At 57.5% G+C, this 21,477-nt stretch carries 25 protein-coding genes; 13 read left to right on the plus strand and 12 right to left on the minus strand.

Annotated elements, in window-relative coordinates; genetic code table 11:
• Positions 1–45: 45 nt before the first annotated feature.
• Positions 46–291, minus strand: coding sequence for a PRC-barrel domain containing protein (locus tag ACN2TU_RS10530; protein WP_435155192.1), 246 nt, complete (start codon positions 289–291; stop codon positions 46–48).
• 265 nt (positions 292–556) lie between these two features.
• On the opposite strand from ACN2TU_RS10530, the gene ACN2TU_RS10535 reads away from it, so the two are divergent.
• Both ACN2TU_RS10535 and thrS read left to right on the plus strand, forming a co-directional pair.
• A complete protein-coding gene (locus tag ACN2TU_RS10535) occupies positions 557–718 on the plus strand; it encodes a hypothetical protein (RefSeq protein ID WP_435155193.1) in 162 nt (53 codons plus the stop codon).
• A 278-nt stretch (positions 719–996) separates the two neighbouring features.
• Positions 997–2,919, plus strand: coding sequence for a threonine--tRNA ligase (thrS, locus tag ACN2TU_RS10540; protein WP_435155195.1), 1,923 nt, complete (start codon positions 997–999; stop codon positions 2,917–2,919).
• A gap of 852 nt (positions 2,920–3,771) precedes the next feature.
• Here thrS and ACN2TU_RS10545 read toward each other — a convergent pair.
• Both ACN2TU_RS10545 and ACN2TU_RS10550 read right to left on the minus strand, forming a co-directional pair.
• Positions 3,772–4,812: a DUF7972 family membrane protein gene (locus ACN2TU_RS10545; RefSeq protein ID WP_435155196.1), complete on the minus strand. Its 1,041-nt coding sequence runs from the start codon at positions 4,810–4,812 to the stop codon at positions 3,772–3,774.
• A gap of 46 nt (positions 4,813–4,858) precedes the next feature.
• Positions 4,859–5,725, minus strand: coding sequence for a PspA/IM30 family protein (locus tag ACN2TU_RS10550; RefSeq protein ID WP_435155197.1), 867 nt, complete (start codon positions 5,723–5,725; stop codon positions 4,859–4,861).
• Between the two features lie 54 nt (positions 5,726–5,779).
• Here ACN2TU_RS10550 and ACN2TU_RS10555 point away from each other — a divergent pair, with 54 nt between their 5' ends.
• From ACN2TU_RS10555 to ACN2TU_RS10575, 5 genes are all read left to right on the plus strand, one after another.
• Positions 5,780–6,376 (plus strand): alpha/beta hydrolase, encoded by a 597-nt coding sequence (locus ACN2TU_RS10555; RefSeq protein WP_435155198.1) that lies wholly within the window; start codon positions 5,780–5,782, stop codon positions 6,374–6,376.
• Between the two features lie 485 nt (positions 6,377–6,861).
• Positions 6,862–8,523: a CTP synthase gene (locus tag ACN2TU_RS10560; protein WP_435155199.1), complete on the plus strand. Its 1,662-nt coding sequence runs from the start codon at positions 6,862–6,864 to the stop codon at positions 8,521–8,523.
• Complete coding sequence (guaA, locus tag ACN2TU_RS10565) at positions 8,523–9,440, plus strand: glutamine-hydrolyzing GMP synthase (protein ID WP_435155201.1); 918 nt, start codon at positions 8,523–8,525, stop codon at positions 9,438–9,440. Before ACN2TU_RS10560 ends, guaA begins: the two co-directional genes overlap by 1 nt.
• A complete protein-coding gene (locus tag ACN2TU_RS10570) occupies positions 9,440–9,760 on the plus strand; it encodes a DUF7126 family protein (RefSeq protein WP_435155202.1) in 321 nt (106 codons plus the stop codon). Before guaA ends, ACN2TU_RS10570 begins: the two co-directional genes overlap by 1 nt.
• 81 nt (positions 9,761–9,841) lie before the next feature.
• Entirely contained in the window at positions 9,842–10,243 is a 402-nt protein-coding gene (locus ACN2TU_RS10575) for a GNAT family N-acetyltransferase (protein ID WP_435155203.1), read from the plus strand.
• Positions 10,244–10,543: 300 nt separating this feature from the next.
• Here ACN2TU_RS10575 and ACN2TU_RS10580 read toward each other — a convergent pair whose 3' ends face one another.
• A complete protein-coding gene (locus tag ACN2TU_RS10580; protein WP_435155205.1) occupies positions 10,544–11,215 on the minus strand; it encodes an MBL fold metallo-hydrolase in 672 nt (223 codons plus the stop codon).
• Between the two features lie 100 nt (positions 11,216–11,315).
• Between ACN2TU_RS10580 and ACN2TU_RS10585 the strand changes: the two genes are divergently transcribed.
• The 3 genes from ACN2TU_RS10585 to pdhA all read left to right on the plus strand — a co-directional run bounded on the left by ACN2TU_RS10585 (position 11,316) and on the right by pdhA (position 13,205).
• Complete coding sequence (locus ACN2TU_RS10585) at positions 11,316–11,591, plus strand: DUF8142 family protein (RefSeq protein ID WP_435155206.1); 276 nt, start codon at positions 11,316–11,318, stop codon at positions 11,589–11,591.
• 24 nt (positions 11,592–11,615) lie between these two features.
• Positions 11,616–11,933, plus strand: coding sequence for a cupin domain-containing protein (locus tag ACN2TU_RS10590; protein WP_435155207.1), 318 nt, complete (start codon positions 11,616–11,618; stop codon positions 11,931–11,933).
• A 225-nt stretch (positions 11,934–12,158) separates the two neighbouring features.
• Positions 12,159–13,205 carry a pyruvate dehydrogenase (acetyl-transferring) E1 component subunit alpha gene (gene pdhA / locus ACN2TU_RS10595; protein ID WP_435155208.1) on the plus strand — a complete coding sequence of 349 codons (1,047 nt, stop codon included), beginning with the start codon at positions 12,159–12,161 and terminating at the stop codon, positions 13,203–13,205.
• Between the two features lie 38 nt (positions 13,206–13,243).
• On the opposite strand, the gene ACN2TU_RS10600 is transcribed toward pdhA, so the two are convergent.
• Together ACN2TU_RS10600 and ACN2TU_RS10605 are read right to left on the minus strand one after the other, a co-directional pair.
• The gene (locus ACN2TU_RS10600) at positions 13,244–13,474 is read right to left on the minus strand and encodes an Lrp/AsnC ligand binding domain-containing protein (protein ID WP_435155210.1); all 231 of its coding nucleotides are present in this window, start codon (positions 13,472–13,474) and stop codon (positions 13,244–13,246) included.
• 117 nt (positions 13,475–13,591) lie between these two features.
• Positions 13,592–13,831, minus strand: a complete 240-nt coding sequence (locus ACN2TU_RS10605; RefSeq protein WP_435155211.1) for a hypothetical protein — start codon at positions 13,829–13,831, stop codon at positions 13,592–13,594.
• Between the two features lie 166 nt (positions 13,832–13,997).
• Between ACN2TU_RS10605 and ACN2TU_RS10610 the strand changes: the two genes are divergently transcribed.
• Both ACN2TU_RS10610 and ACN2TU_RS10615 read left to right on the plus strand, forming a co-directional pair.
• A complete protein-coding gene (locus tag ACN2TU_RS10610) occupies positions 13,998–14,687 on the plus strand; it encodes a potassium channel family protein (RefSeq protein ID WP_435155213.1) in 690 nt (229 codons plus the stop codon).
• 1 nt (position 14,688) lies between these two features.
• A complete protein-coding gene (locus ACN2TU_RS10615; RefSeq protein WP_435155214.1) occupies positions 14,689–14,919 on the plus strand; it encodes an Lrp/AsnC family transcriptional regulator in 231 nt (76 codons plus the stop codon).
• Positions 14,920–14,925: 6 nt separating this feature from the next.
• On the opposite strand, the gene ACN2TU_RS10620 is transcribed toward ACN2TU_RS10615, so the two are convergent.
• From ACN2TU_RS10620 to ACN2TU_RS10635, 4 genes are all read right to left on the minus strand, one after another.
• Entirely contained in the window at positions 14,926–15,390 is a 465-nt protein-coding gene (locus ACN2TU_RS10620; RefSeq protein WP_435155215.1) for a DUF5813 family protein, read from the minus strand.
• Between the two features lie 33 nt (positions 15,391–15,423).
• On the minus strand, positions 15,424–17,538 hold the full coding sequence (locus tag ACN2TU_RS10625; RefSeq protein WP_435155216.1) for a caspase family protein: 2,115 nt from the start codon (positions 17,536–17,538) through the stop codon (positions 15,424–15,426).
• A gap of 11 nt (positions 17,539–17,549) precedes the next feature.
• Positions 17,550–18,473 carry a DUF7504 family protein gene (locus tag ACN2TU_RS10630; RefSeq protein ID WP_435155217.1) on the minus strand — a complete coding sequence of 308 codons (924 nt, stop codon included), beginning with the start codon at positions 18,471–18,473 and terminating at the stop codon, positions 17,550–17,552.
• Positions 18,474–18,693: 220 nt separating this feature from the next.
• Positions 18,694–18,942, minus strand: a complete 249-nt coding sequence (locus ACN2TU_RS10635; RefSeq protein ID WP_435155219.1) for a hypothetical protein — start codon at positions 18,940–18,942, stop codon at positions 18,694–18,696.
• Positions 18,943–18,946: 4 nt separating this feature from the next.
• Between ACN2TU_RS10635 and ACN2TU_RS10640 the strand changes: the two genes are divergently transcribed.
• Positions 18,947–19,495: a hypothetical protein gene (locus tag ACN2TU_RS10640; RefSeq protein ID WP_435155220.1), complete on the plus strand. Its 549-nt coding sequence runs from the start codon at positions 18,947–18,949 to the stop codon at positions 19,493–19,495.
• A 271-nt stretch (positions 19,496–19,766) separates the two neighbouring features.
• On the opposite strand, the gene ACN2TU_RS10645 is transcribed toward ACN2TU_RS10640, so the two are convergent.
• Together ACN2TU_RS10645 and ACN2TU_RS10650 are read right to left on the minus strand one after the other, a co-directional pair.
• Positions 19,767–20,078: a hypothetical protein gene (locus tag ACN2TU_RS10645; RefSeq protein ID WP_435155222.1), complete on the minus strand. Its 312-nt coding sequence runs from the start codon at positions 20,076–20,078 to the stop codon at positions 19,767–19,769.
• 18 nt (positions 20,079–20,096) lie between these two features.
• Positions 20,097–21,233 (minus strand): hypothetical protein, encoded by a 1,137-nt coding sequence (locus tag ACN2TU_RS10650; RefSeq protein WP_435155223.1) that lies wholly within the window; start codon positions 21,231–21,233, stop codon positions 20,097–20,099.
• Positions 21,234–21,477 lie beyond the last annotated feature (244 nt).

The following is a 21,477-nucleotide window of genomic DNA, read 5'->3' on the forward strand; positions in this document are numbered from 1 at the left end:
TGAGGCTGTGGTTTTGGGCGAGGTGGGCGGGCGAACGTGGACGAGTTAGTCCGTCGCGTGTTCCGAGTCGCGGGTTTGCAGGCGAACCTCTTTGTCCGTGATTTCCGCGATGGCGGCCTGGGGAAGTGGGTAGATCTCCTTCGATAAATCCTGCCATCCGAGACGCACCCTGTACTCATTCACGAGGCTTGGATGCGGGTCGACGTACGCGATTCCGTCTTTGACTTTGGTGACGATGCCGACTTTTTGGTCGTCTTCGTTGAACACCGGTTTGTCTTTGTCGTCTACCATTGGCGTTTGGCGCATGGTTGGTATACTATTCAATCCGTTATCAGATTGTCTGCCGAGGAGAGCGGTTTTTGTAGTTGGTTTTGGGGTAGTTTGCGTTCGTTCAATCTCGTCTCTAGGTAATCCTGACAACAAATGACCGCCTCCACACCGCCCCGCAGACCACTCTCCCCAACCGACTCGTTCACTCGCTTTCGCTCGTTCGTTCATCCACCGTCAGGAACGGGTCTGACGAGCAATTGACGAACCCACGCGAACAATCTGGCGCGTGCGTCAGCAGGCCCGAGGCGAGCGCGATTTCGCAGAAACCGCGAACGCGAGTAGCGCGGAACGAAGTTCCGCGGACAGTCGAGCGGCAGCGCCGCGAAACGACGGTGCAACCGCGAGCCACCGCCGAGGGCCTGCGGAATATCACGCGAAGGATGATTGAGTGAAGCGAAGGAGTCTGTTGGGAAGGCGTGTGGGCGGGCGGGGTCTCATTGGAGTCGGCAGTTGCTAACTGAACAAAATCAAACAGACCCCATCGAAAGACGATAGACAGTGCAAAGAACCCGGAATCAAACCGAATACCTCGAAGAACAGGCTTTGCAGTAGTAACTCACCCTCCGACAAAATCCAAGAATATCGGGGCGAAAACAACTCGCGAAAATCCGCCCTAACGCTCCCGTCTCAACACACTTATCTTGCACCTGCCCCGTATCTGCGCCCATGAGTGATATCGTCGTCACGCTCCCGGATGGTTCCGAACTCCAGATGGAGGACGGGGCAACCGTGGAGGACGTGGCCTACGAAATTGGCCCGGGACTCGGCAAGGACACGGTCGCAGGTGTCGTGGATGGTGAACTCGTCGACAAGGCAACGCCACTCTCCGAGGATTGTCGACTCGTCATCGTCACTGACCAAAGCGACGAATACGTGGACGTACTCCGCCACTCCGCGGCACACGTCTTCGCACAAGCCCTCCAACGACTCTACCCCGAAGCGAAACTCGCAATCGGCCCGTGGACCGACGAGGGGTTCTACTACGACATCGCGGGCGTCGAACTCGACAGCGACGACCTCGCGGAAATCGAAGACGAAGCTCACGACATCATCGAGGAAGACCTCGATATCGAACGAGTCGAAAAATCGCGCGAAGACGCCTTCGACCTGTACGAGGACAACCCGTACAAACAGGACGTGCTCGACACCGAAGCGGCGGACGAAGACCCCCTCTCGTTCTACGAGCAAGGCGAGTTCGCGGATCTCTGTAAGGGTCCGCACGTCGAATCGACGGGCGAAATCGGCGGCTTCAAACTCCTCGAAACGTCAGCGGCTTACTGGCGCGGTGACGAGGAAAACGACACGCTGACCCGCGTGTATGGAACTGCATTCGCCAGCGAGGGCGACCTCCACGACTATCTGGAGCGCATGGAAGAAGCGGAAGAGCGCGACCACCGCAAACTCGGAAGCGAGATGGACTTGTTCTCCATCGACGAGACGACCGGGCCGGGGCTACCCCTGTATCACCCCAGCGGAAAGACGATTCTACGGGAACTGTCCGATTTCGCGGGCGAACTCAACCGCGAGGCGGGCTACGACGAAGTCGAGACGCCGCACCTGTTCCGCACTGAGCTGTGGAAGAAATCGGGGCATTACGACAACTACGTGGACGACATGTTCCTCCTCGACGTGAACGACGAGGAGTACGGCCTGAAGCCGATGAACTGCCCCGGCCACGCGACCATCTTCGACCAAGATTCGTGGAGCTACCGCGACCTGCCGGTTCGGTACTTCGAGAACGGCAAGGTGTACCGCAAAGAGCAACGCGGCGAACTCTCCGGCTTGTCGCGCGTCTGGTCGTTCACCATCGACGACGGCCACCTGTTCGTCCGCCCCGACCAGATCGAACGCGAGATTCGGCAAGTGATGGACCTCATCTTCGAGGTTATCGAGACGTTCGACCTGGACGTGGAAGTCGCACTCGCGACCCGCCCCGAGAAATCCGTCGGCAGCGACGAACTGTGGGAGCACGCGGAATCGCAACTCGAATCGGTGCTCGAATCCTCCTCGATGGACTACGACATCGAACCGGGCGACGGCGCGTTCTACGGACCAAAAATCGACTTCGGCTTCGAGGACGCCCTAGGCCGCGTTTGGGACGGCCCGACGGTGCAACTCGACTTCAACATGCCCGAGCGGTTCGACCTCGAATACGTCACCGAGGACAACGATCGCGAGCGCCCGGTCATGATTCACCGCGCTCTGTACGGAAGCTACGAGCGCTTCTTCATGGTGCTCATCGAGCATTTCAACGGGAAGTTCCCGCTCTGGCTCTCGCCCGAGCAGGTTCGCATCCTCCCCGTCAGCGACGACAACCTCGGCTACGCACACCGCATCGCCAACGAACTCGATGACTTCCGCGTGGAAGTCGAAGACCGCTCGTGGACGGTCGGACGCAAGATTCAGCAGGCCCACGACGACCGCGTACCTTACATGATCGTCGTCGGCGGCGACGAGGAAGAAGCGGGCACGATTTCGGTTCGTGACCGCAAGGAGCGCGAGGAGAAGGACATCTCGCTCGAATCGTTCCGCGACCACCTCGAATCCGAACGCGACGAGAAACGGACGGAAATCGACTTCCTCGACTGAGGCGGGTCGGTTAGCGTTTTTAGTGGTTCTTTCGGAGTATTCGGTTAGAGGCGGGGTTTATCAGTATCTCTGAACGGTGAGGCGAATGTGCCACAGGGTGAGGCAGCGTTCATTTTTGGAATGAACGACCATTCGCCAAGCGTTTTGTTTGCAGGAGAGAATGTGTATTCAATGTCTGACTGGATAGAGAAATACACTGAAACAGACGATTTGAACCAGAAATACTGATTACTCCGTGAAGAAATAAACAGACTTCGCGGTCAAAGAGACGAGATTGAGTTCTTTGATTCCGAAACAGTTTGTAGTGATATTCGGCGATTGAACGGCGGGACGGACGGCGATTTGATAGTTTTCGCCGCGAACGGTTTTGGTCAGCCGAGAGCGTACCGACCAAATGACGTCGGGATAGAAGTACAGGACGAAATTCGGCAGACAATTCTCCAGAACAAGTATGACGGCACAAACGAGGATTTGAACGAGATTCGGAATGAGCTATTGGATAGGTATTCCGCGATACATAAAGTCATAGTAGCTGAACACTCCGGTCAGCATATCAGATACCATCTCCCCGAGGGTTCAAACGAGACGACGAACTTCATAACCGTTCGTGAGATGGTCGGTCTAATCGACTATACGACGAACAGATTCCAGGGTGACGGTCTCTCCGTCACGTACTGATGGAGCAATTTTCCGGTTCTGATTGCAACGACCGAGACAGACACCGACTGACCGGCAGTTTTTCACCGACAGGTTTGCACAAATGAAAACCATTCGTTGAATATTTCATCTACATTCAGCACCCATCACTGACAAATATCAAAGGGATCACGTACCCACCCAGTTCGCCGTTCTTCAGTCCAACTCGTCGCTTCGCTCCGTCGCGCGCAGGATGAACGGACCGATAGAGAGCGTACGTTTTGCGACGGTCGCAATCCGCAGGATGTACGAAAGCAGAATGACGAACGGAACGACCGCGATCGTACACGCCAAACTGACGACCAGTATATCGTTACTGATTCCTATCGTGTTACCCGGAACCGCCCTCGCGTCGAAGTAGATTATCATCGCGACGGTGACGACGAGCGCGGGAACCGCGGTGTACAGCATCGTCCGCGAGAGATTGACGAGTTCCCACTGGAAGTAAAGCGTCTTGAAGTGTTCACGGGAGGGGCCGAAGAACTCCAGCGATTCAATGATGTCGTCGAACGCCTCGTCTACTTCGTCGGTGAGCGCGTCCGCATGCTCGTTGCGAATCTTGCGCGCGAGGAAGATTTTCCACGAGTAGTTGAAGTTGAGGATGGCCGAGAGCAGGTCGAACGTCCCGAATTGGGTTCCTTTGAGCGTCTCGCTCACCTCCTCCGCGTTTCCACTCAACCCATCGACGTAGCTTCGAATTTCCTCTTTGAGTTCTTCGTCTCGACTCTCCTCGACTGCATCCGCGAGCGCATCGGCCCGGTCTTCGGTTTCGTTCATCAATGCCTGCATGAACGAGCCTGGTTCCGGCGGTGCGGTCGGAACATCAAGAATCCTCTCGACATCCTGGCGGAACTCCATCGCGCCTTTCATCCGGTTTCGCTGGTCACCGACCGGCCCGAGTTCCTGTGACAGCACGAGTTGGTTCAAGGTCACGACGAGCGTCACGCCGGTGATAATCGCGCCGATGAATCCCTGAAAGACGGTGTCAACGGCGTCATCGCTCGGCCCGATGTACTGCTGGAGCGGCGACGGGTCGAGGATACCGAGAATCAACAGCGAGAGAAAAAAGGCGAGCAGGACGCCACCGGCGACGACCCACCGATTGGCTTCCATCAAAATCCATAGCTTCGTCCGACTCTCGTCTACTCGCTCCCGCATCGTGTCCCCCGGTTGGGAACTCCCACCTGAATCGCTCATAGTAGCCGAAAGGGTGAGCGGATTCAAATAGGCTGTTGCCGGAATGTTACGAGTTGTTCTCTTCGGTAGCCTGTTCGGTCTCGACTTCGGATTCCGTTTCCGCTTCAGTTTCGGCCTCTTCCGCGGCGACTTCGGCTTCGAGGTCGGCGAGGTCGATTTCCTCCTCGTCGGAGTCAGTTGCCGATTCCGTTTCGGTTTCCGGTTCGGATTCGTCCTCGATGCCCATTTCGGCTTTTAGGGTGTCGAGTTCCGAATCGACTTCGCCACCAGTTCGCATCTCCTCGAGTTCGCGGTCGAGTTGGTCTTTGTCCGAAAGCGCATCGTCGAACGCGCCCGTATCGTGGAGTTCGTCCATCGCTTCCGCGCGCGCTTCCATCTCCTCGGTGCGCTGTTCGGCGTTTTCGATAGAGCGAGCAACATCTTCCATCTCGTCGCCGACGCCCGTCATGGCCTCCGAGACGCGACTATTCGCTTCGGCGGCCTCGTAGCGGGCTTTCATGCTCTCCTTTTTCGTGCGGAACTCCTCGATGCGGTTCTGGAGCGTGTCTTTCTTCTCGATGAGGTTGTCCTGCGTGTTCTGGAGTTGCGCGATTTGGCCTTCCAAATCCTCCATCTGGTTCATCTTCTGCTTTTTCTTCTCCAGTGCGCGCCGGGCCAAGTCTTCACGACCCTGCTTGACCGCTTCGCGCGCCTGTCCGTTGTGCTTCTCGACGTTCTCTTCGAGGTTGCGCTTCTGGATTTCGAGGCGCTTTTTCTGGGTGGTCAGGTCGGCGATACCCTTTTTCACGTCCTGCAGTTCGTCGCGCATCTGCTCGTAGGAGTAATCGAGCGTCTCGGTTGGATCTTCTGCCCTGTTGAGGACGGCGTTTATCTTCGAGCGGATGACGTACGACATGCGTGAAAGTACTCCCATACTTCTACATTCAGAACCCGACCCTTAAAATCCTCACCAAGCTAACACGCGCTCATGCAGTCGAACAAAGTCGCCGTCCCCGGCACGCGGGACGTTCGGGCGACGCTAGACACCCCGGAAGGTGAAACGGACGCAATCGTGGTTGCGTGCCCACCCCACCCCCAGTTCAACGGCAACCGAAACGACAACCGACTCGTGGCCCTCGGCGAGTATCTCACCGACCACGGAATCGCCTGTTTGCGGTTCGATTACGGCGATTGGGACGAGGGCTACGGCGAGCGGGAGGACGCCCGGAACGCGCTTCGGTGGGCGAAAGAGCGATACGATTTCGTTGGCGTGTTTGGGTTCAGTTTCGGCGGTGGAATTGCGGCGTTGGCAGGTGTGGATGAAAGTGCGGTTGTGATAGGACTGCTCGCACCTGCGTCTCGCGTGACGGACGATTTGGACGCAGTTGAAGTGCTGGACGATGTTGACGTTCCATTCAAAGTTCTCTACGCCACGCGCGACGACACCGCGAACTGGGAACCGCTGGTGGAGCGCGCGGAGGTGTTGGGATTCGAGACGGAGGCGTTCAGCGCCGACCACTTCTTCATCGGGCAGGAACAGAAGGTTGCTCGGCGGTTGGGCGAGTTCTTCGTTGCACAGCTTTGATTTGAGAGCGAGGATTCATTCGGCGGAGGCTCTTTTTGCTATGGGTAGGAGAGATTCTCCCGCTCGTTAAAAAGAAGCAGTGAGAGAGGGATGTGTGACTGATGATGGTGTAGCGTTGCTGTTGGCAAGTCACGACTCCAATGAACCCGCACCGCAACCGCAGGCCACATGCCTCCCCAACCGACTGCGTTTCTCGGTCGCTCCTTCGTCGCTCCCTGCGATACCCGTCCCTCGCGCGGCTTTCGCTCACCTTCTCGGACGTGAAGTCCTCGAAGATTCGCCAGCGCGCGCCACATCGCTTGATTGGTCAACCGGGAGGTTGCGCCAGCGCATTCGCACGAACGCCGAACGTCAGTGAGGCGTGGCTACGTCTCCGCTTTCTAGTCACTCCCGAAACCGAACTCTACCACAGCCAACCTATGCCACCCCCTACCGAACCGGCCCGCCTCCGAAATGGTTTTGACGAACGATTGCGGAAAGTCAGTATGCCGACTGACCCCGAGACAGGCTACGACCCCGAGATGGGGGAGAAGTTCATTTTCGTCACAGGGGGCGTCATGTCCGGACTTGGCAAAGGTATTACCGCCGCGAGCACTGGCCGACTGCTCGCGAACGCCGGGTTCGACGTGACTGCCGTGAAAATCGACCCGTATCTCAACGTGGACGCGGGGACGATGAATCCCTACCAGCATGGTGAAGTGTACGTACTCAAAGACGGTGGCGAGGTTGACCTCGATTTGGGCAACTACGAGCGATTCCTCGACATCGACATGACGTTCGACCACAACGTCACCACCGGAAAGGCGTACAAACACGTCATCGAGAAAGAGCGCGCAGGCGACTATCTCGGAAAGACCGTCCAGATCATCCCGCACATCACGGACGAAATCAAGCGCCGAATCCGCGAGGCTGCAGAAGGCCACGACGTGTGTATCGTCGAAGTCGGTGGCACCGTGGGTGACATCGAGAGCATGCCGTTCCTCGAAGCCCTGCGCCAGTTTGCCACGGAACAGGACGAAGAGGACTTCCTGCTGACCCACGTCACGCTCGTTCCGTACTCGAAAAACGGCGAGCAGAAGACGAAGCCGACCCAGCACAGCGTCAAGGAACTGCGGAGCATCGGCCTGCAACCCGACGTACTGGTCGGACGCTCCGACGACGGACTTGACCCCGAAACGAAGGAGAAAATCGCGCTGTTCTGCGACGTGCCAACCGACGCCGTCTTCTCGAACCCCGACGTGGAGGATATCTACCACGTCCCGCTGGTCGTCGAGGAGGAAGGCTTGGACGAATACGTCATGCAGGAACTGGAACTCGAAGACCGTGCAGTTTCCAGCGAGGAGCGAAGCACGGCGTGGCGCGAACTCGTCACGCAGGAAACCGAGGGCGAAGTTGATATCGCGCTCGTCGGGAAGTACGCGCTCGAAGACGCCTATATGTCCATCCACGAGGCGTTAAAACACGCCGGACTGGAGAAGAACGTGGACGTGAACGTCCTCTGGGTGGATTCCGACGAGATGGACGACGACCACGAAGAACGCCTGAAGGAGGCCGACGGAATCGTCGTTCCCGGTGGATTCGGGAGTCGCGGAACCGAGGGTAAAATCGAAGCCATTCGCTACGCCCGCGAGAACGACGTTCCGTTCCTCGGCCTCTGTCTGGGCTTCCAGATGGCCGTCGTGGAGTACGCCCGAAACGTCCTCGGACTGGAGGGCGCGAACTCCGCAGAAATCGACGAGGACACGCCACATCCCGTCATCGACATCCTTCCCGAGCAGTACGAAATCGAGGACATGGGCGGCACGATGCGCCTCGGCGCACACGAGACTGACATTGAGGCGAACACCCTCGCCCACGAAGTGTACGGCGACACGAGCTGCACGGAGCGCCACCGCCACCGCTACGAAGTGAACCCCGAGTACTTCGACGATTTCGACGGCGAGAACCTCGTCTTCTCCGGCCGTGCGGGCAACCGGATGGAAATCCTCGAACTGGACGGCCATCCGTACTTCTTCGGGACGCAGTTCCACCCGGAATTCCGTTCCCGACCCGACAGGGCAAGCCCGCCGTTCGTGGGCTTGCTGGAGGGAGTGCTTGAAGAAAAAGAAAACGAGGAAGCGAAAGAACACGAGGAGGTCGAAGCCTAATGGTCGAAACTGGCAAATTCATCGAGGAGGCAGTCGCGGAGATTCGAGACGAAGTCGGCGATTCGCACGCCATCATCGCACTGTCGGGCGGCGTCGATTCCTCAGTCGCGGCGGCACTCGCCTACAAAGCTATCGGTGACCAGCTAACCCCCGTCTACGTCGATACCGGTCTGATGCGGAAAGGTGAGACCGAGCAGATTCGAAAGACGTTCTCCTACATGGAGTCCCTCGAGGTCGTAGAGGCCGAAGACCGATTCTTGGACGAACTGTCGGGCGTCATCGACCCCGAGGAGAAGCGCGCCGTCATCGGCGAGCAGTTCATCCGCGAGTTCGAGCGCGAAGCGAAGGAGACGGATGCGGATTACCTCGTACAGGGAACGATTTACCCAGACCGAATCGAGAGCGAAGGTGGCATCAAATCCCACCACAACGTCGGCGGTCTGCCGGATGTCGTGGATTTCGATGGTATCGTCGAACCCGTCCGCGACCTGTACAAGGACGAGGTGCGCGACGTTGCGCGCGCCCTCGGACTGGAGGACATCATCGCGGAACGCATGCCATTCCCCGGGCCGGGGCTCGCGGTCCGTGTCATCGGCGAAGTGACGCGCGAGAAAGCACAAGTCGCTCGCGAAGCGTGTCACGTCGTCGAGGAAGAACTCGAAGAGTACGACCCGTGGCAGGCGTTCGCCGCCGTCGTCGGCAAGGCAACCGGCGTGAAGGGCGACAACCGCGTTCACGGCTGGATCGTCGCGGTTCGGTCGGTCGAATCGCGCGACGGCATGACCGCCAGAGCGCAGGAAATCGACTGGGAGACGCTCCAACGAATCCAGTCGCGCATCACGGGACAAAACGAGAACGTCGCCCGCGTCGTCTATGACGTGACACATAAACCTCCGGCGACCATCGAGTACGAGTGATGCGCGCAGTCATCGCAGGACCAGATGGTGACGGACTCGGCACGGCACTGGAATCGGAGGGCGTCGAAACGACCAGTGTGGACGGAATCGCCTCTCGCCCCGCGCTCGAAGACGCGGGCATCATCGACGCCGACCTATTCGTCCTTACCGACGTCGGGCAGGCAACGGCTATCGCGGTGGCAAAAGACGTGAACCCCGGCATTCGGGTCGTCGTCTACGACGAGAACACGATCCCGGAGTTCGCCCGCAGTCAGGCCGACCTCATCGTTGACCCCAAATTGCTGTCGGTGGATGCAGTCGCGGAAGAGCTGACGGCATAAATAGGCTGAATTCGACTCGACAGCATCGCTCCGGACGGGGAGAACAGCAGAACTAATCACCCACCCTCGGAACCGTTTTTCATGTCATACGAAGTGCGTGACGAACTGCCGACGGTCGAGGAGTTCATCGCCCTCCGCGAGGCCGCGAATATGTCGTCCCGAAGCGTGGACGCGGTTGAGCAGGGATTGCCGAACACCGTATTTGGCGTCGTAGTAGTTGATGAATCCGAGGAAGTCGTCGGCATGGCCCGAATCATCGGCGACGGTGGGTCTGTGTACCATCTCTGCGATATGGCAGTTCATCCCAACCACCAGCTACAGGGCCTCGGTTCGCGGATGATGGAGCGACTGATGGAATATCTGGAGGAGAACGCACCCGAAGGTGCCTACGTCAACCTCATGGCGGACGTGGAGGGCTTTTACGAACAGTTCGGCTTCGAGTACACCGCGCCCGCGTCGCGTGGGAAGTATTTGCGAATGTGAAAGGGCGGGGTTGGTGGGAAGTGAGAAGAATGGTGCGGTGAACGTTACTCCGAGGAATTTGGGTTTTCTCCGTATCAGAGGGCGTTTTTGAGTTGCTGTCAGCAATTGCCGACTCCAAACACCGCCTCCGCACTGCATCCGCCCACACGCCTCCCCAACCGACTCTTGCGCTCACATTCGTTCGCGCAATCGTCCCTCGCGTGACTTCGCCACAGACCCTCGGACGTGAAGTCCTCGGGTCTGTTTCAGCACGCGCCATGGAGATTGGTTGGATAGCTCCGAAACGTATCCGTCCGAGTGTCACAACGTCTCGGCCAGTTCGCGCAATCGCTCGCTTCCACCCCGAATGAAGGGAACACCGTGGCCCATCGCAGCGACTTCGAAATCGGGTGCGCGCTCCGCGAGGGAGACGATGCTGTCGCGCACCGCGTCGGTGTCGTAGCTAATGACCCACGAGGAGGCTTTCAGTTCGCCGTGGGATTCCTGCACGAGGTCGCCGAGGAAGGCGACATCGAGGGTGTCACTGACATAGACGATGTGACCAGGGGAGTGTCCCGGGGTAGTATAGGCGGTAAAGCTCCCGATTTCGTCGCTGTCTTCGACGGAATAGAGTTCATTTTTCGGAGCAGAAACCAGTGACCCTGCAACGCGCTGGAGTGCGCCCTTGTGGTTTCGCCAATTGGGGGCTTTGGTTCCCGAAAGAACTGGCGCGTCCGCTTTGCCGACGAAGACGGGTGCGTCGATTGGAAGTCTGGAAAGCGCGCCGACGTGGTCGAAATCGTAGTGCGTGACCAGCACGCGGTCGATATCGTTGATGCTGTACCCAGCGTCGCTAACGCCGCGTGCGATGTCACCGCTGTCGAACGGGGTTCCAGCGTCAACGAGCGTCAGTTCGCCGTCGTCGTCCGCGAGGAAGGCGTTTACGCTCCCGAGCTCGAACCACCAGAGACCGTCCGCGAGTTCGGTCGCCATGGAGGGACGACGACGCCAACCCACTTGAGCGTGGGCAGCCGATCGCGAGCGGATGAGAACGAACGGGCAGTTTTTGGTCGTGGGACACCGAGCATCCATCATGGGCACGTCACTGCCGACCGAGCCGTCCGATGTGGACAGAAAGCGCGCTGCGAAAGCCATCATTCCCTTTCTCGCCCTCGGACTGCTCGACGTTGCGCTGATTCTCGGTTGGGGGATGGACCCGCTTTGGGGCTTCGCCATCCTGCCGCCCATTCTCTTCATCAGCGTGATTGGATGGATCGGGTTCAAATCGGGATTCATCACCGACCACGCCGATTATCGTGAGGATGAATCCGACTCCGACGACCGCGACTACGCCGACCAGTCGGATTAAGACCCGACGGGTCGTTTTTCCGGTATGTTCGACCGCTATTCCGACCTCGACCTCGACCCCGCCGACGAGGAAGTCCAGACCGCCGAACTGGTCGTCACCGACGACGTGCTCGTGAAGGCCTTCGCCCTCGGCCCCGGAGCGGAACTCTCTCCGCACGAACACGGTGACAGCACGAACGTCTTCCACATTCTCGACGGCGATGTAACCGTGATTCAGGACGATTCCGAGGAAGTCGTCTCGGCCCCCGGCGTCGTCCTCCATGAACGCGGCGTCGTGCATGGGGCGCGAAACGAGACGGACAAAATCGTGATTTTCACCGCAAGCCTCTGCCCGCTTCCGTGACCGATTACGGCAGAAATTGAGAATCGGAGACGGATGTTTTCGTGGTGCTGTCGTGACTGTAATTGCGCCAAGCAACTGCAACGTTCACATCATTACACCCGAGTCCGTCGTGACACCCACAAAACTCACATTGTCGGTTGAATTCCTGTCTGACTTTTCTCCGAACCACACGCCTGCGTAACCGCTTTCGGAACGTCTTTGAAACCGGACTACATCTCCGGGGGCATGAACCGAATCATCGGAGAGCGGGAACTGGCCGAGACGCCGTTTTCCGCCGAGGACGCCCGCGAGACATTCAGAAAGATGGTTCTCGCCCGACGCTTTGACGAGCGCGCAATCGCGCTCCAGCGACGAGGCTGGATGAGCAGTTGGCCGCCATATCGGGGACAGGAAGGCTCACAGGTCGGTGCCGCGCTGGCGATGGAGGAAAACGATTGGCTCTTCCCAACCTATCGCTCGAACGCGATGCAGGCCGCGCGCGGCGTTCCGATTAGCGACATCCTTCTCTTCCGACTCGGACGACCCGAGTACAACTCCGAACACGACGTGCCGAACTTCCCGCAGGCGGTTCCCATCGCCACACAGATTCCCCACGCAGCGGGCGTTGGCATGGGGATGAACTACCGCGGCAACGAGGATGCCGTCCTCTGTTACTTCGGCGACGGTGCGACGAGCGAGGGCGACTTCCACGAAGGCTTGAACTTCGCGGGCGTCTTCGACGCACCGGTCGTCTTCTTCTGTGAGAACAACAACTGGGCCATCAGCCTTCCACGACACAAACAGACCGCAAGCGACAGCATCGCGGTGAAGGCCGAAGCCTACGGTTTCGATGGCGTGCAGGTGGATGGCAACGACCCTCTCGCGGTGCGCGAGACGGTCGCCGAAGCCCTCGACTCGGCTCGCGAAGGCAAACCGGTGCTGGTCGAGAGCCTGACCTACCGACAGGGAGCCCACACCACCAGCGACGACCCAAGCAAGTACGAAGATCAGGAACGCGACCTGCCCGAGTGGCGGAAAGCCGACCCGCTCGAACGCTACGAATCGTGGCTCCGCGAGCAGAACGTTATCGACGACGAGTTCGTCGAACAGGTTCACGACGAGGCAGATAAAACCCTAGAAGAAGCGGTCGAAGAAGCGGAATCCGTCGAAGACCCTGACCCACACGACGTGTTCGACCGTGTCTACGCTGACGTGCCGCCACGGCTACGCAAACAGAAAGGCTGGCTGGATTCGTTCCTCGAAACGAACGACGTGTACGAACTCGACCACTAGCGAACTCCGTCACCGAAGAACACACCGCGCTCGTTCGTTCAATCGATTGCGATGTACGTTTTCGTGTCCACGACACCGTCGAGTCCTTGAATATCCGACGATGATGTTTGAAGCACGTTGTACACCTCGTCCGTGTCTACTTCGACGACGATGTCGTAATCCCCCGCGACGATATGCGCCTCGCCAACCGTTTCGAGATCCCGCACGGATTCGAGTAGCCCTTGGGACTTTCCTGCGGCCGTGTTGACCATGATAAATGCGTGAACCATGGTGTGTGATACTGTACCACGCGAGAAAAACCTTTGCCCAGTCCGGATATCAGGACCGTCATCTGTTGTGTCCGAATTTCGAGAAGTACAAAGCATCGAGAAGGTTTCCTACCGAACTCACTCCTCGAAATGCCCTTTCGTATCTTCGTAAACAAGGGTCAGCCTTCCGGGAGTTTCCTGAGACATCTCCGTCCGAAGGGTTTCAAACGCTTCGAGCATTTCGTTCGGTATTTCCGAGTTACCCTCGATAATCATCGACTCCTCGCGCAACGAGTCGTACACTCGCTCCATGAGCATGTTCACGGCGTGTGCATCCGACTTCGAATGGATTTCGAAGGTTGCTTCGTGTTGCCCCATATCATTGTTTGGGGCCAGAGTAACAAGTCACCCTCGTTGGTACGTACGATTGCGAACAGTACCTGTCCGAACATCGTCTTTACCCTCTCTACCAACGATATGAGCGAAATCAGGCACAATCAATGGCGGAGAAAGGTTATTTAACCCCACTGTCGTAGGGTGTCCCATGCGATTCGTTATCATTGGTGCAGGTCGGGTCGGCCTGCGAACCGCTCGCGTCCTCCGTGAAGAAGGCCACGACGTGGTACTCGTGGAGTACGACTCGAACAAGGCAAAGCGTGCGCGTACCGATGGCTTCGAAGTTATCGAGGGCGATGGGTCGCGTGAATCGATACTCGAACAAGCAGATATCGACTCGGCGGACGCAGTCGGGGGATTGACCGGTAATTTGAACGTCAACTTCGCGGCCTGCATGGTCGGCAAACACCACGGTTGTCGGACCATCCTCCGTATCGACGAGGACTACCGCGAAGACATCTACCGAAAGTTCGCAAGCGACGTGGACGAAGTCGTCTACCCCGAACGCCTCGGCGCAATCGGGGCGAAAAACGCCCTGCTGGGTGGGAACATCCGTGCGATCGCCGATATCGCCCAGAACTTGCAGGTGGTCGAACTCACCATCACGGAAGAGTCGCCGATGCGAGGCTACTCCATCAGCGAACTGGAACTCCCCGCCAACTCACGCATCCTCGCGTTCGGCAAGCGCGACGAAGCGATGGGAATTCCACTTCCCGACAAATCGCTCGAACTCGGTGATAGAGTCGCCGTCCTCGCCGACTTCGCCGTCTTAGAGGACGTTCGAAGGATTCTCGTCGGGGACAGCAGTCGAGCAACCGCGGAAGCAGGAGGTATCTGATATGGTCGCAGCATACATCATGGTCAAAGCGAACACGGGAGAAGCGGATCGCTTGAAAAACGCAATTCTCGGCATCGACGGCGTACAGGACGCCCACATCGTCGCCGGAGACGTAGACCTCATCGTGAAAGTACAGGTCGAAAATCCTGCCGAAGTGAAGACGATTTCGGCTGACGGAATTCAAGGGATTCAGGGCGTCGAAGACACGCAAACGTACATCTCGATGGACTAACGGAACTCACTCGTACTCCTGGCGCGCTCGCGACAACAAACTGGTCGCGGGTTCACCGTACTCGTATCCGGGGATGATACCCTGCACCCACGTTCCTTCGATGAAATCGACGATAGCCATCGCGTCGTCCGCTCCCTTGTCCGGATAGCCCGAGAATTCGAGCGAGACGACAACGTGGTCGCCATCGCGTTCGATGCGGGGCGGCGAGATATCGTCGGTAGAAGCGACGGTGTGTGCGTCTTCGAGGCGTAGTTCGAGCGTTTCGAACCACCCGGTTTCGACCACATCGGCGACCGATTCGCCTTCGACCACTGCCGACAACGTCGGTGTGCGAACCGTCACGGCAACGGTTTCGTCTTGCAGTTTCACGGTTCCTTCGAACGGCGTCGTAGTCACGACGTAGGTGTCAGTCCCGTTTTGCTCGAATCCCTCGTGCAAATCGAACGCTCGCTTGACGCTCGTTTGAGTCATTGCCGTGGCGTAGGTTCGGGAGCGGAAAAGGCGTTACGAGAGATCCCGAGCCACATCGATTTCGGATGCCCAGCGGAGTGTCCCGTCGTAGATGAGCGGCAAATCCTCCAACTCCAAGTAGTGTTGGAGTTCGTCCGCCGTGACGGTAAACACAGGGAGGTCGCCACCCGCGAGGGAGTGAGTCTGGACACCGTCGATGAATGGCAGCACGGTAGAACCCATCGACCGTCCGTTCGTCGGATGTACCCGTGACCGAAGCAAGTATCTACCGTCGTCAAGCGATTCGACGAAGTGGACGAGTGGAATGGCACCGTCCGACTGTGCGACTTCGACACCGCCGTCGCCGACGACGACGTACTGATTGCCAACGAGCCGTTGCCCACGGGCGATTGCGAGCGCGGAGCGGAGTGGGAAACCGGTGTTGAGCAGACGGGCAATCGTCCGCCCGACGGCCGTTGCACCAGCGTTCCCGACTTCGCTGTAGGTGACGATACCACCGATGCTTCCCGCTTCGACGAGACGCTTCCCGGGAACGTACGACCGACATGCGTTCAGGAGAAACATATCCACGCCCACACTGGCGATATCGACGGGGTCGAGCACGCCATCGTGGCAGACGAATGCACCGTCCTCGACGTGCCCGATGTAATGGAAGAAATCCGCCTGCTCACGCAGAAGGTCGCGGAGTTGGGCGGTCGAGCAGTTCCGATACGTGGACACGTCGAATGGAAGTCCGTCTCGGTTACCGTACAGTGGATGTTCGCATTCGGCCTGCATCTTTGGGTCGTTGCAGACGATGGTGATTTTGATATCGCCAGTCGAGTGATTCCGTCCGAGTCGATGGGCGAATCCCGACGGGAGAAGTTTGTTGCCGCCGACCGGCGCACCCTCACCGAGCCACGCCCGTTCGGTCGTATCGGTGTCCGGTGGCGTGACGTACTGCTCATTCGGAGCGCGTCCGACGGGCCGATTTGCGTTCGACTCGACCGACCGCGCGAAGTCGCGGATATCACCGACTGTCGCCGCTTCCTCGTTTGCCTCCCGAGTCTTGCTTACCGTCTTGACGAGTGGAATATCCGCGAGGACGTATGGGAGTTGTTCGACGTTCTCCGGTTCGTTCGTGACGTGAATTGCGAGTCGCCACGTAGGAAAGAACTCCGCGACTGTCGAGTACGGTACGTCGAGGTAGGCATCGAGCCGTTCAGCGAGGGATACGTCATAGAGGTCGGCGAAGTCGAAATCAACCAATGGTTCGATCTGCTGACGTTCGTAGAGGTCGAATCGATACAACCCCTCCGTGCGGGTCACACAGTCGAAGAAAAACGTCTGTTTCAGCACGCGCTCGACCTCGGCCTCGAACCCGCGGTTCGGATGGTCGAGTGAAAAGACGGATCGATTCGTTACGATTCGCGGGCGACTGCTGGGAACCAGTCTCGCACCGAGATAGTACGAGAGCGGTGTGACGGGGAAAATCGATCCGTACTCCGGTGGAATTTCGATTGTGACTCCCGTCTTGGGAGGGTGAAGGTCGTCCGGAACGTGAAGTTCGTCGCCGATTTCGACCGCTGGAGGATGCCCTCGAAGCGTCGGGAACGACCGTTCCGGACTGGTCGTTTTCAACGCCGACCCGAACGACGAAACTGCGGCCATCATATCGACGGGATCTCTCGTCGTCGTCACCGTTCGACTCGGACGCGTGTGACGCGACCGTGAACCGATTTTCACACTCGTCTCGCCGCCGAACGAGATGTCGAGACGCTCGTTCGAGGTATCGATTTCGACGACGGAATGCACGTGAAGGTACGTTTTTACGGGCGTCGTAAGCTCGATGTAGTACTCGTCCCGTGGCAGCGTCGTGTTCGTCTCGTGGTCGACCGTCATCACGAGTTCGTTATCGGTGGTTCGAACGTACGCCGCGACGAAGGTGGAAAATCCGAGTCGTGCAGTCGTGATGCTGGTCGCAACTCCGACGGGTGCCTGAAGATCGGACGCGGAAACGTTTCGCAGTTCGACAGGACGGGACGTTTCGACCGAGTACTGATTCCGTTCGAGCGGGTCGATAACCGTGAGGCCGGGAAGGTCGTCACATGGTTTGAACTGCGGTATCATGTCCCCGCCCCCGACTTCGGAAACTGATACGTTGCTCATCGTTTGTGTGTTCAGAGGTCGAACCATTCGGTCGTGTAGTTCGTTTCGCGAAGATGCCAGCGCTGTTCCGGCCCGGAATCACCCGCTCGAAGTTCGATGATTGCATCGAACTTCGAGGCGATAGCCCGGACCGGTTGCGAATCACGGGCGACTGGAAGAACGAAATGGCCCATCCCCGAAACGTCCTTGACGGCCTCGCAAACCGGGGCGAGGAAGGCATCCACCTCCGCATCGTCGTAACGTTCGACCAGCGGACGGAGGGTGTCGAAACAGAACCGCAGCTCTGCCGGAGCGAAGGTCTCACGTTCGCTGTCGAGTCGTCGAATCGTCTTCACGATTGCATCCTGAAAGTCGTTGAGGCCGCCATCGACGTGTTCGACCGTCGGACCGACCTGCACCGTATCGCCCGCGGCAACTGACCGCGAACCAGTGTGATAATTGACGATATGAGCGTTTTCGCCGGTTGAACCGGCCATCGAGAGACGGCCGCGGGCCGTCGAGGTACTTCGGTCGTGAAGTGCGAACACGCGCGTTCGGTCACGCGTCGTGTCACCAAGAAGCGGCGTGCTCGCGGCGTCAACGACGGAATCCGGTACGGAGCCAACGACAAGAAGATTCCCACCGAGTTGCTTGATACGAGCGAGTCCGGGTTGTACGGTAATCGACCCGTCTCCACGGACGGTCACGTGATGGCCATAGAGCGAAAACGAGAGTCGGCCACCTCGCCGTTGCTTGCCATCGTCACGAGGTTTGAACAGTTTGTCGAGTGCTTCCGGGTCGATAACGTCGTACAACTGTTCGGGGATTTCGGCTGGTTCGACGCCAGCCACGTCGGCGACGGCCACCGTCACAGTCGTGCTGAGTGACTGTGGACCGGAGAGGTCGTGCTGGACGCGGTGGACACCTCGGTCGCCAGGGGGACCGTCCTCATTCATATACTTCTTAACACTCTGCAACCGACGTTGAAAAACCCATCGTCATTTAAATGACATTTGGTCAAGAAATACGGTGACAAAGGTGAGAGTAGCAGTTGGAGGAACCGGATTCGTCCGTGCCACGATGTGGTGAACCCCCTATTTTTCGGGAGAGACGCACGTAACGAGGCGGCGACAGACGTGTAATTATAGAGATATTTAGTTATTCCGTGGTAAGTCGTTACTGTTCGACCCACGTATACGCCCGTGAGAACATCCATGGAACCGCTATAAGCGACCCACCGAGACAGACCAACAGAAGTGCCCCAATATCCCAAACAGTCCACTCGTTTTTCGGAGTATCACCGTCGGGAAGCGGTTCGGCGGTCGTCGCGGTAGCCATTCCAGTTCCCGCATTCGCGTTTGACCCGTTCGGTACCGTCGTCCCAGTAGCTTGTGGCACCTGTTCCGTTTTCGATTCCGTTTCCACCGTCGTGGTCGTTCCGCGCGTTTCGCTCGCCCCCGGAGCAGTTGTTGACGTTGTCCGTGTCGTCTCTGAGGATGTCGGTGGCGAGGTGGTTGCAGGAGTGGTCGTAGCCGTCTGCGTTGCGGTTGTTGTATCGGTTGTCGCTGTCGTCGTCGGTATTGTTGTCGTCGCTGTCGTCGTCGGTATTGTTGTCGTCGCTGTCGTCGTCGGTATTGTTGTCGTTGTCGTGGTCGTCGTAGTGGGTTCTGTCGTCGTTATCGTCGTTGTCGTCGTTGTCTCCGTCGGTATTGTTGTCGTGGATGTCGCAGTGGTAGTTGGAATCATCGATGTGGTAGTTGTCGTGCGGGACGTCGTTGCTGTGGCTGTGGTGGTCGCTGTCGTATTAGTGGTCGTTGCGAGTGCGGCTCGTCCATCACTGACACCGCCGCTGGACGAGACGAACCCACCTGTGAGAAGAATAGCAGTAATAAACAGCAAGATCAGCATACGCGTCGACGGGAGGGACAAACGAAGTGAAACCATCGGTGACTGTGACCAGATTTCCACCAATAGTTAATTACTGTTCCGATTATTGCAAACTTATTCGGAAAAAGAACGAAATAGTCTGTATAAACACACATCAATTGGGAAATCCACCGTTGTATTTCAGATATTACTTGACAGCCAGACGAGAAGGGCATGATCAATCGAGAACCATAGAGAACCGTGTTCAACTGAGAATCTGCCCCAATTCGGTGCCTCCGACTCGCGGCGTTTCCCGGACGCGATAGCTATCGCAATCAAATCTCGCGCTACGAGAAGTAGTTCGCGTTCGCGACCCTGGAACGCTAACTCAGCTTTGAATTTATTTGTCTGAACATCCGTTCGACGGGATACGGCGCAGCACTGGCAACTTTGGCTTTGAGCGGGTTTTTGCTCGGGTTCACGGTGTATTTCAACAGTGCAGGCCATTTCGCATCGATGATGCTGTTGATCAGATCATGATCCGGTGGCGAGAGACGCTCTCGATCGACGTTCAGCGCCGCTAGCAACAGATTGTAGTTCGAGAGCGGGGAAATCCCTCTGGTGGCGATATCCTTTTCACGCGGTGCCAGCGCGCCCCACCGACCCATTCGTTGCTCCCAGTACAGGTGGTTCATGAGTGGGATGTCGTACTCTTATGCGTATTCGGTCACCCCGGGTAACCACTCCTCGATTTCGCTCCTGACGTATGTGTCATCGGGATACTGGAGAACGTCGCACACGTGCTGTACGAGATTCGTACCGTTTTCGGGCATCTCGTAATTCGACTTGTATATCGGGCCGTTGCCGGTCACGTAGATGTCCGTCTCTACGTCGTAGTTGTTGTACAAGAACTGCACGTGTCTCGTCTTCGGAAGCCCCCTCGTCCAACAGAGATACTCGTTGAGCGCGGTTCGAAAGTCATCATCCAGGGCACGCGGGTGATAAATCGAGTAGTCAAAGTCCTGCTCCGCGGCGATTCGCTTCGGAATTGTAACGTCAGGGTGTTCCCCAGCAGACCAGTCGGAAAACGTGTACCACGTGATGTCTTGAACGATATCCTTCGAATAAACCAGTATCGTCCGCGAATCCCTCCCCGCGGTAATCGGCGTGAGAAGGTTGTATTTGTCGTTGAACGCCTCCATCGCACCCGAAACAAGGTTCGCGATGTACCGTGCAGGGGTGTGCTGGACAGTCGGCGAAAACAGCGGTCGCCGTGAGGTGCGTTTCGTTTCGACATCGAGCGTATGATTGGGAAGAACGCACCGTAGATTCCGAAAGAGCGTCTTATCGCCGATAACGGCGCTTTCGTTGTTCGTGAACTGCTCCGTGTTCATGAACTCGACGACATCCGGGTTCTTCGTTGGTTCCACGTCCACGGAGTCGAACAACAGTTTGAGCGAGGACGTTAGCAAGTCGTACTCCGTGTGATAGTAGACCGATTTGTGTGCAACCGCGTCCGGAATGACGGTCGTCGACTCCTCGTCGGAATAGATAATGACGTAGCGGCCAGTGAGTTCCTGAGAACGGCGGAGAACGTCTTCCAACGACTCAGTAACGACTTCCTCTAGCCATTGCTGAACCATCGATTTACCGGGAATAACTGCATTCCCGACAAGTGCGATTTCGTTATCGCCGTCCGCGGCTTGCTGAAGTGGAAGCACTCCGGAGTAATAAACGTCGAGATCCTCGGTAAATTCGGCGTGGGAAAACCCTAAAGGAGGAGTCGGTTGGAACGTAGAATCGCAGATGAAAAATTGATTTTGATGGTGAACACGATTGTCCTGTTTCATTATGCAATCCGACTCATAGCTACTGATTAAAACCATCTGATATTCAGAAATTCGATAAGTATTCAATTTTAATATAGAATATGATCTGTTCACGACGGAATTCGCTGAAAAGTGCGAGGGATGGGATTCGAACTACGCCCGGACATGCTCACTCTGGAAGAGGCAATCTCTTCCATGCTCTAGTTCACTTCGTTCACGAGAACTGCGTTGCGCGTGCCCCGTCTAATCCGAATCCAACCTTCTC

The organism is Haladaptatus marinus (genome assembly GCF_051194195.1).

Coding starts and splice junctions, on each gene's coding strand:
- ACN2TU_RS10555 (WP_435155198.1), top strand. CDS start 5,780: ATGCAGTCGAACAAAGTCGCCGTCCCCGGCACGCGGGACGTTCGGGCG.
- thrS (WP_435155195.1), top strand. CDS start 997: ATGAGTGATATCGTCGTCACGCTCCCGGATGGTTCCGAACTCCAGATG.
- ACN2TU_RS10620 (WP_435155215.1), bottom strand. CDS start 15,390: ATGACTCAAACGAGCGTCAAGCGAGCGTTCGATTTGCACGAGGGATTC.
- ACN2TU_RS10590 (WP_435155207.1), top strand. CDS start 11,616: ATGTTCGACCGCTATTCCGACCTCGACCTCGACCCCGCCGACGAGGAA.
- guaA (WP_435155201.1), top strand. CDS start 8,523: ATGGTCGAAACTGGCAAATTCATCGAGGAGGCAGTCGCGGAGATTCGA.
- ACN2TU_RS10615 (WP_435155214.1), top strand. CDS start 14,689: ATGGTCGCAGCATACATCATGGTCAAAGCGAACACGGGAGAAGCGGAT.
- ACN2TU_RS10630 (WP_435155217.1), bottom strand. CDS start 18,473: ATGAATGAGGACGGTCCCCCTGGCGACCGAGGTGTCCACCGCGTCCAG.
- pdhA (WP_435155208.1), top strand. CDS start 12,159: ATGAACCGAATCATCGGAGAGCGGGAACTGGCCGAGACGCCGTTTTCC.
- ACN2TU_RS10530 (WP_435155192.1), bottom strand. CDS start 291: ATGGTAGACGACAAAGACAAACCGGTGTTCAACGAAGACGACCAAAAA.
- ACN2TU_RS10600 (WP_435155210.1), bottom strand. CDS start 13,474: ATGGTTCACGCATTTATCATGGTCAACACGGCCGCAGGAAAGTCCCAA.
- ACN2TU_RS10605 (WP_435155211.1), bottom strand. CDS start 13,831: ATGGGGCAACACGAAGCAACCTTCGAAATCCATTCGAAGTCGGATGCA.
- ACN2TU_RS10610 (WP_435155213.1), top strand. CDS start 13,998: ATGCGATTCGTTATCATTGGTGCAGGTCGGGTCGGCCTGCGAACCGCT.
- ACN2TU_RS10625 (WP_435155216.1), bottom strand. CDS start 17,538: ATGAGCAACGTATCAGTTTCCGAAGTCGGGGGCGGGGACATGATACCG.
- ACN2TU_RS10550 (WP_435155197.1), bottom strand. CDS start 5,725: ATGGGAGTACTTTCACGCATGTCGTACGTCATCCGCTCGAAGATAAAC.
- ACN2TU_RS10560 (WP_435155199.1), top strand. CDS start 6,862: ATGCCGACTGACCCCGAGACAGGCTACGACCCCGAGATGGGGGAGAAG.
- ACN2TU_RS10575 (WP_435155203.1), top strand. CDS start 9,842: ATGTCATACGAAGTGCGTGACGAACTGCCGACGGTCGAGGAGTTCATC.
- ACN2TU_RS10585 (WP_435155206.1), top strand. CDS start 11,316: ATGGGCACGTCACTGCCGACCGAGCCGTCCGATGTGGACAGAAAGCGC.
- ACN2TU_RS10650 (WP_435155223.1), bottom strand. CDS start 21,233: ATGAAACAGGACAATCGTGTTCACCATCAAAATCAATTTTTCATCTGC.
- ACN2TU_RS10545 (WP_435155196.1), bottom strand. CDS start 4,812: ATGAGCGATTCAGGTGGGAGTTCCCAACCGGGGGACACGATGCGGGAG.
- ACN2TU_RS10580 (WP_435155205.1), bottom strand. CDS start 11,215: ATGGCGACCGAACTCGCGGACGGTCTCTGGTGGTTCGAGCTCGGGAGC.
- ACN2TU_RS10570 (WP_435155202.1), top strand. CDS start 9,440: ATGCGCGCAGTCATCGCAGGACCAGATGGTGACGGACTCGGCACGGCA.
- ACN2TU_RS10645 (WP_435155222.1), bottom strand. CDS start 20,078: ATGAACCACCTGTACTGGGAGCAACGAATGGGTCGGTGGGGCGCGCTG.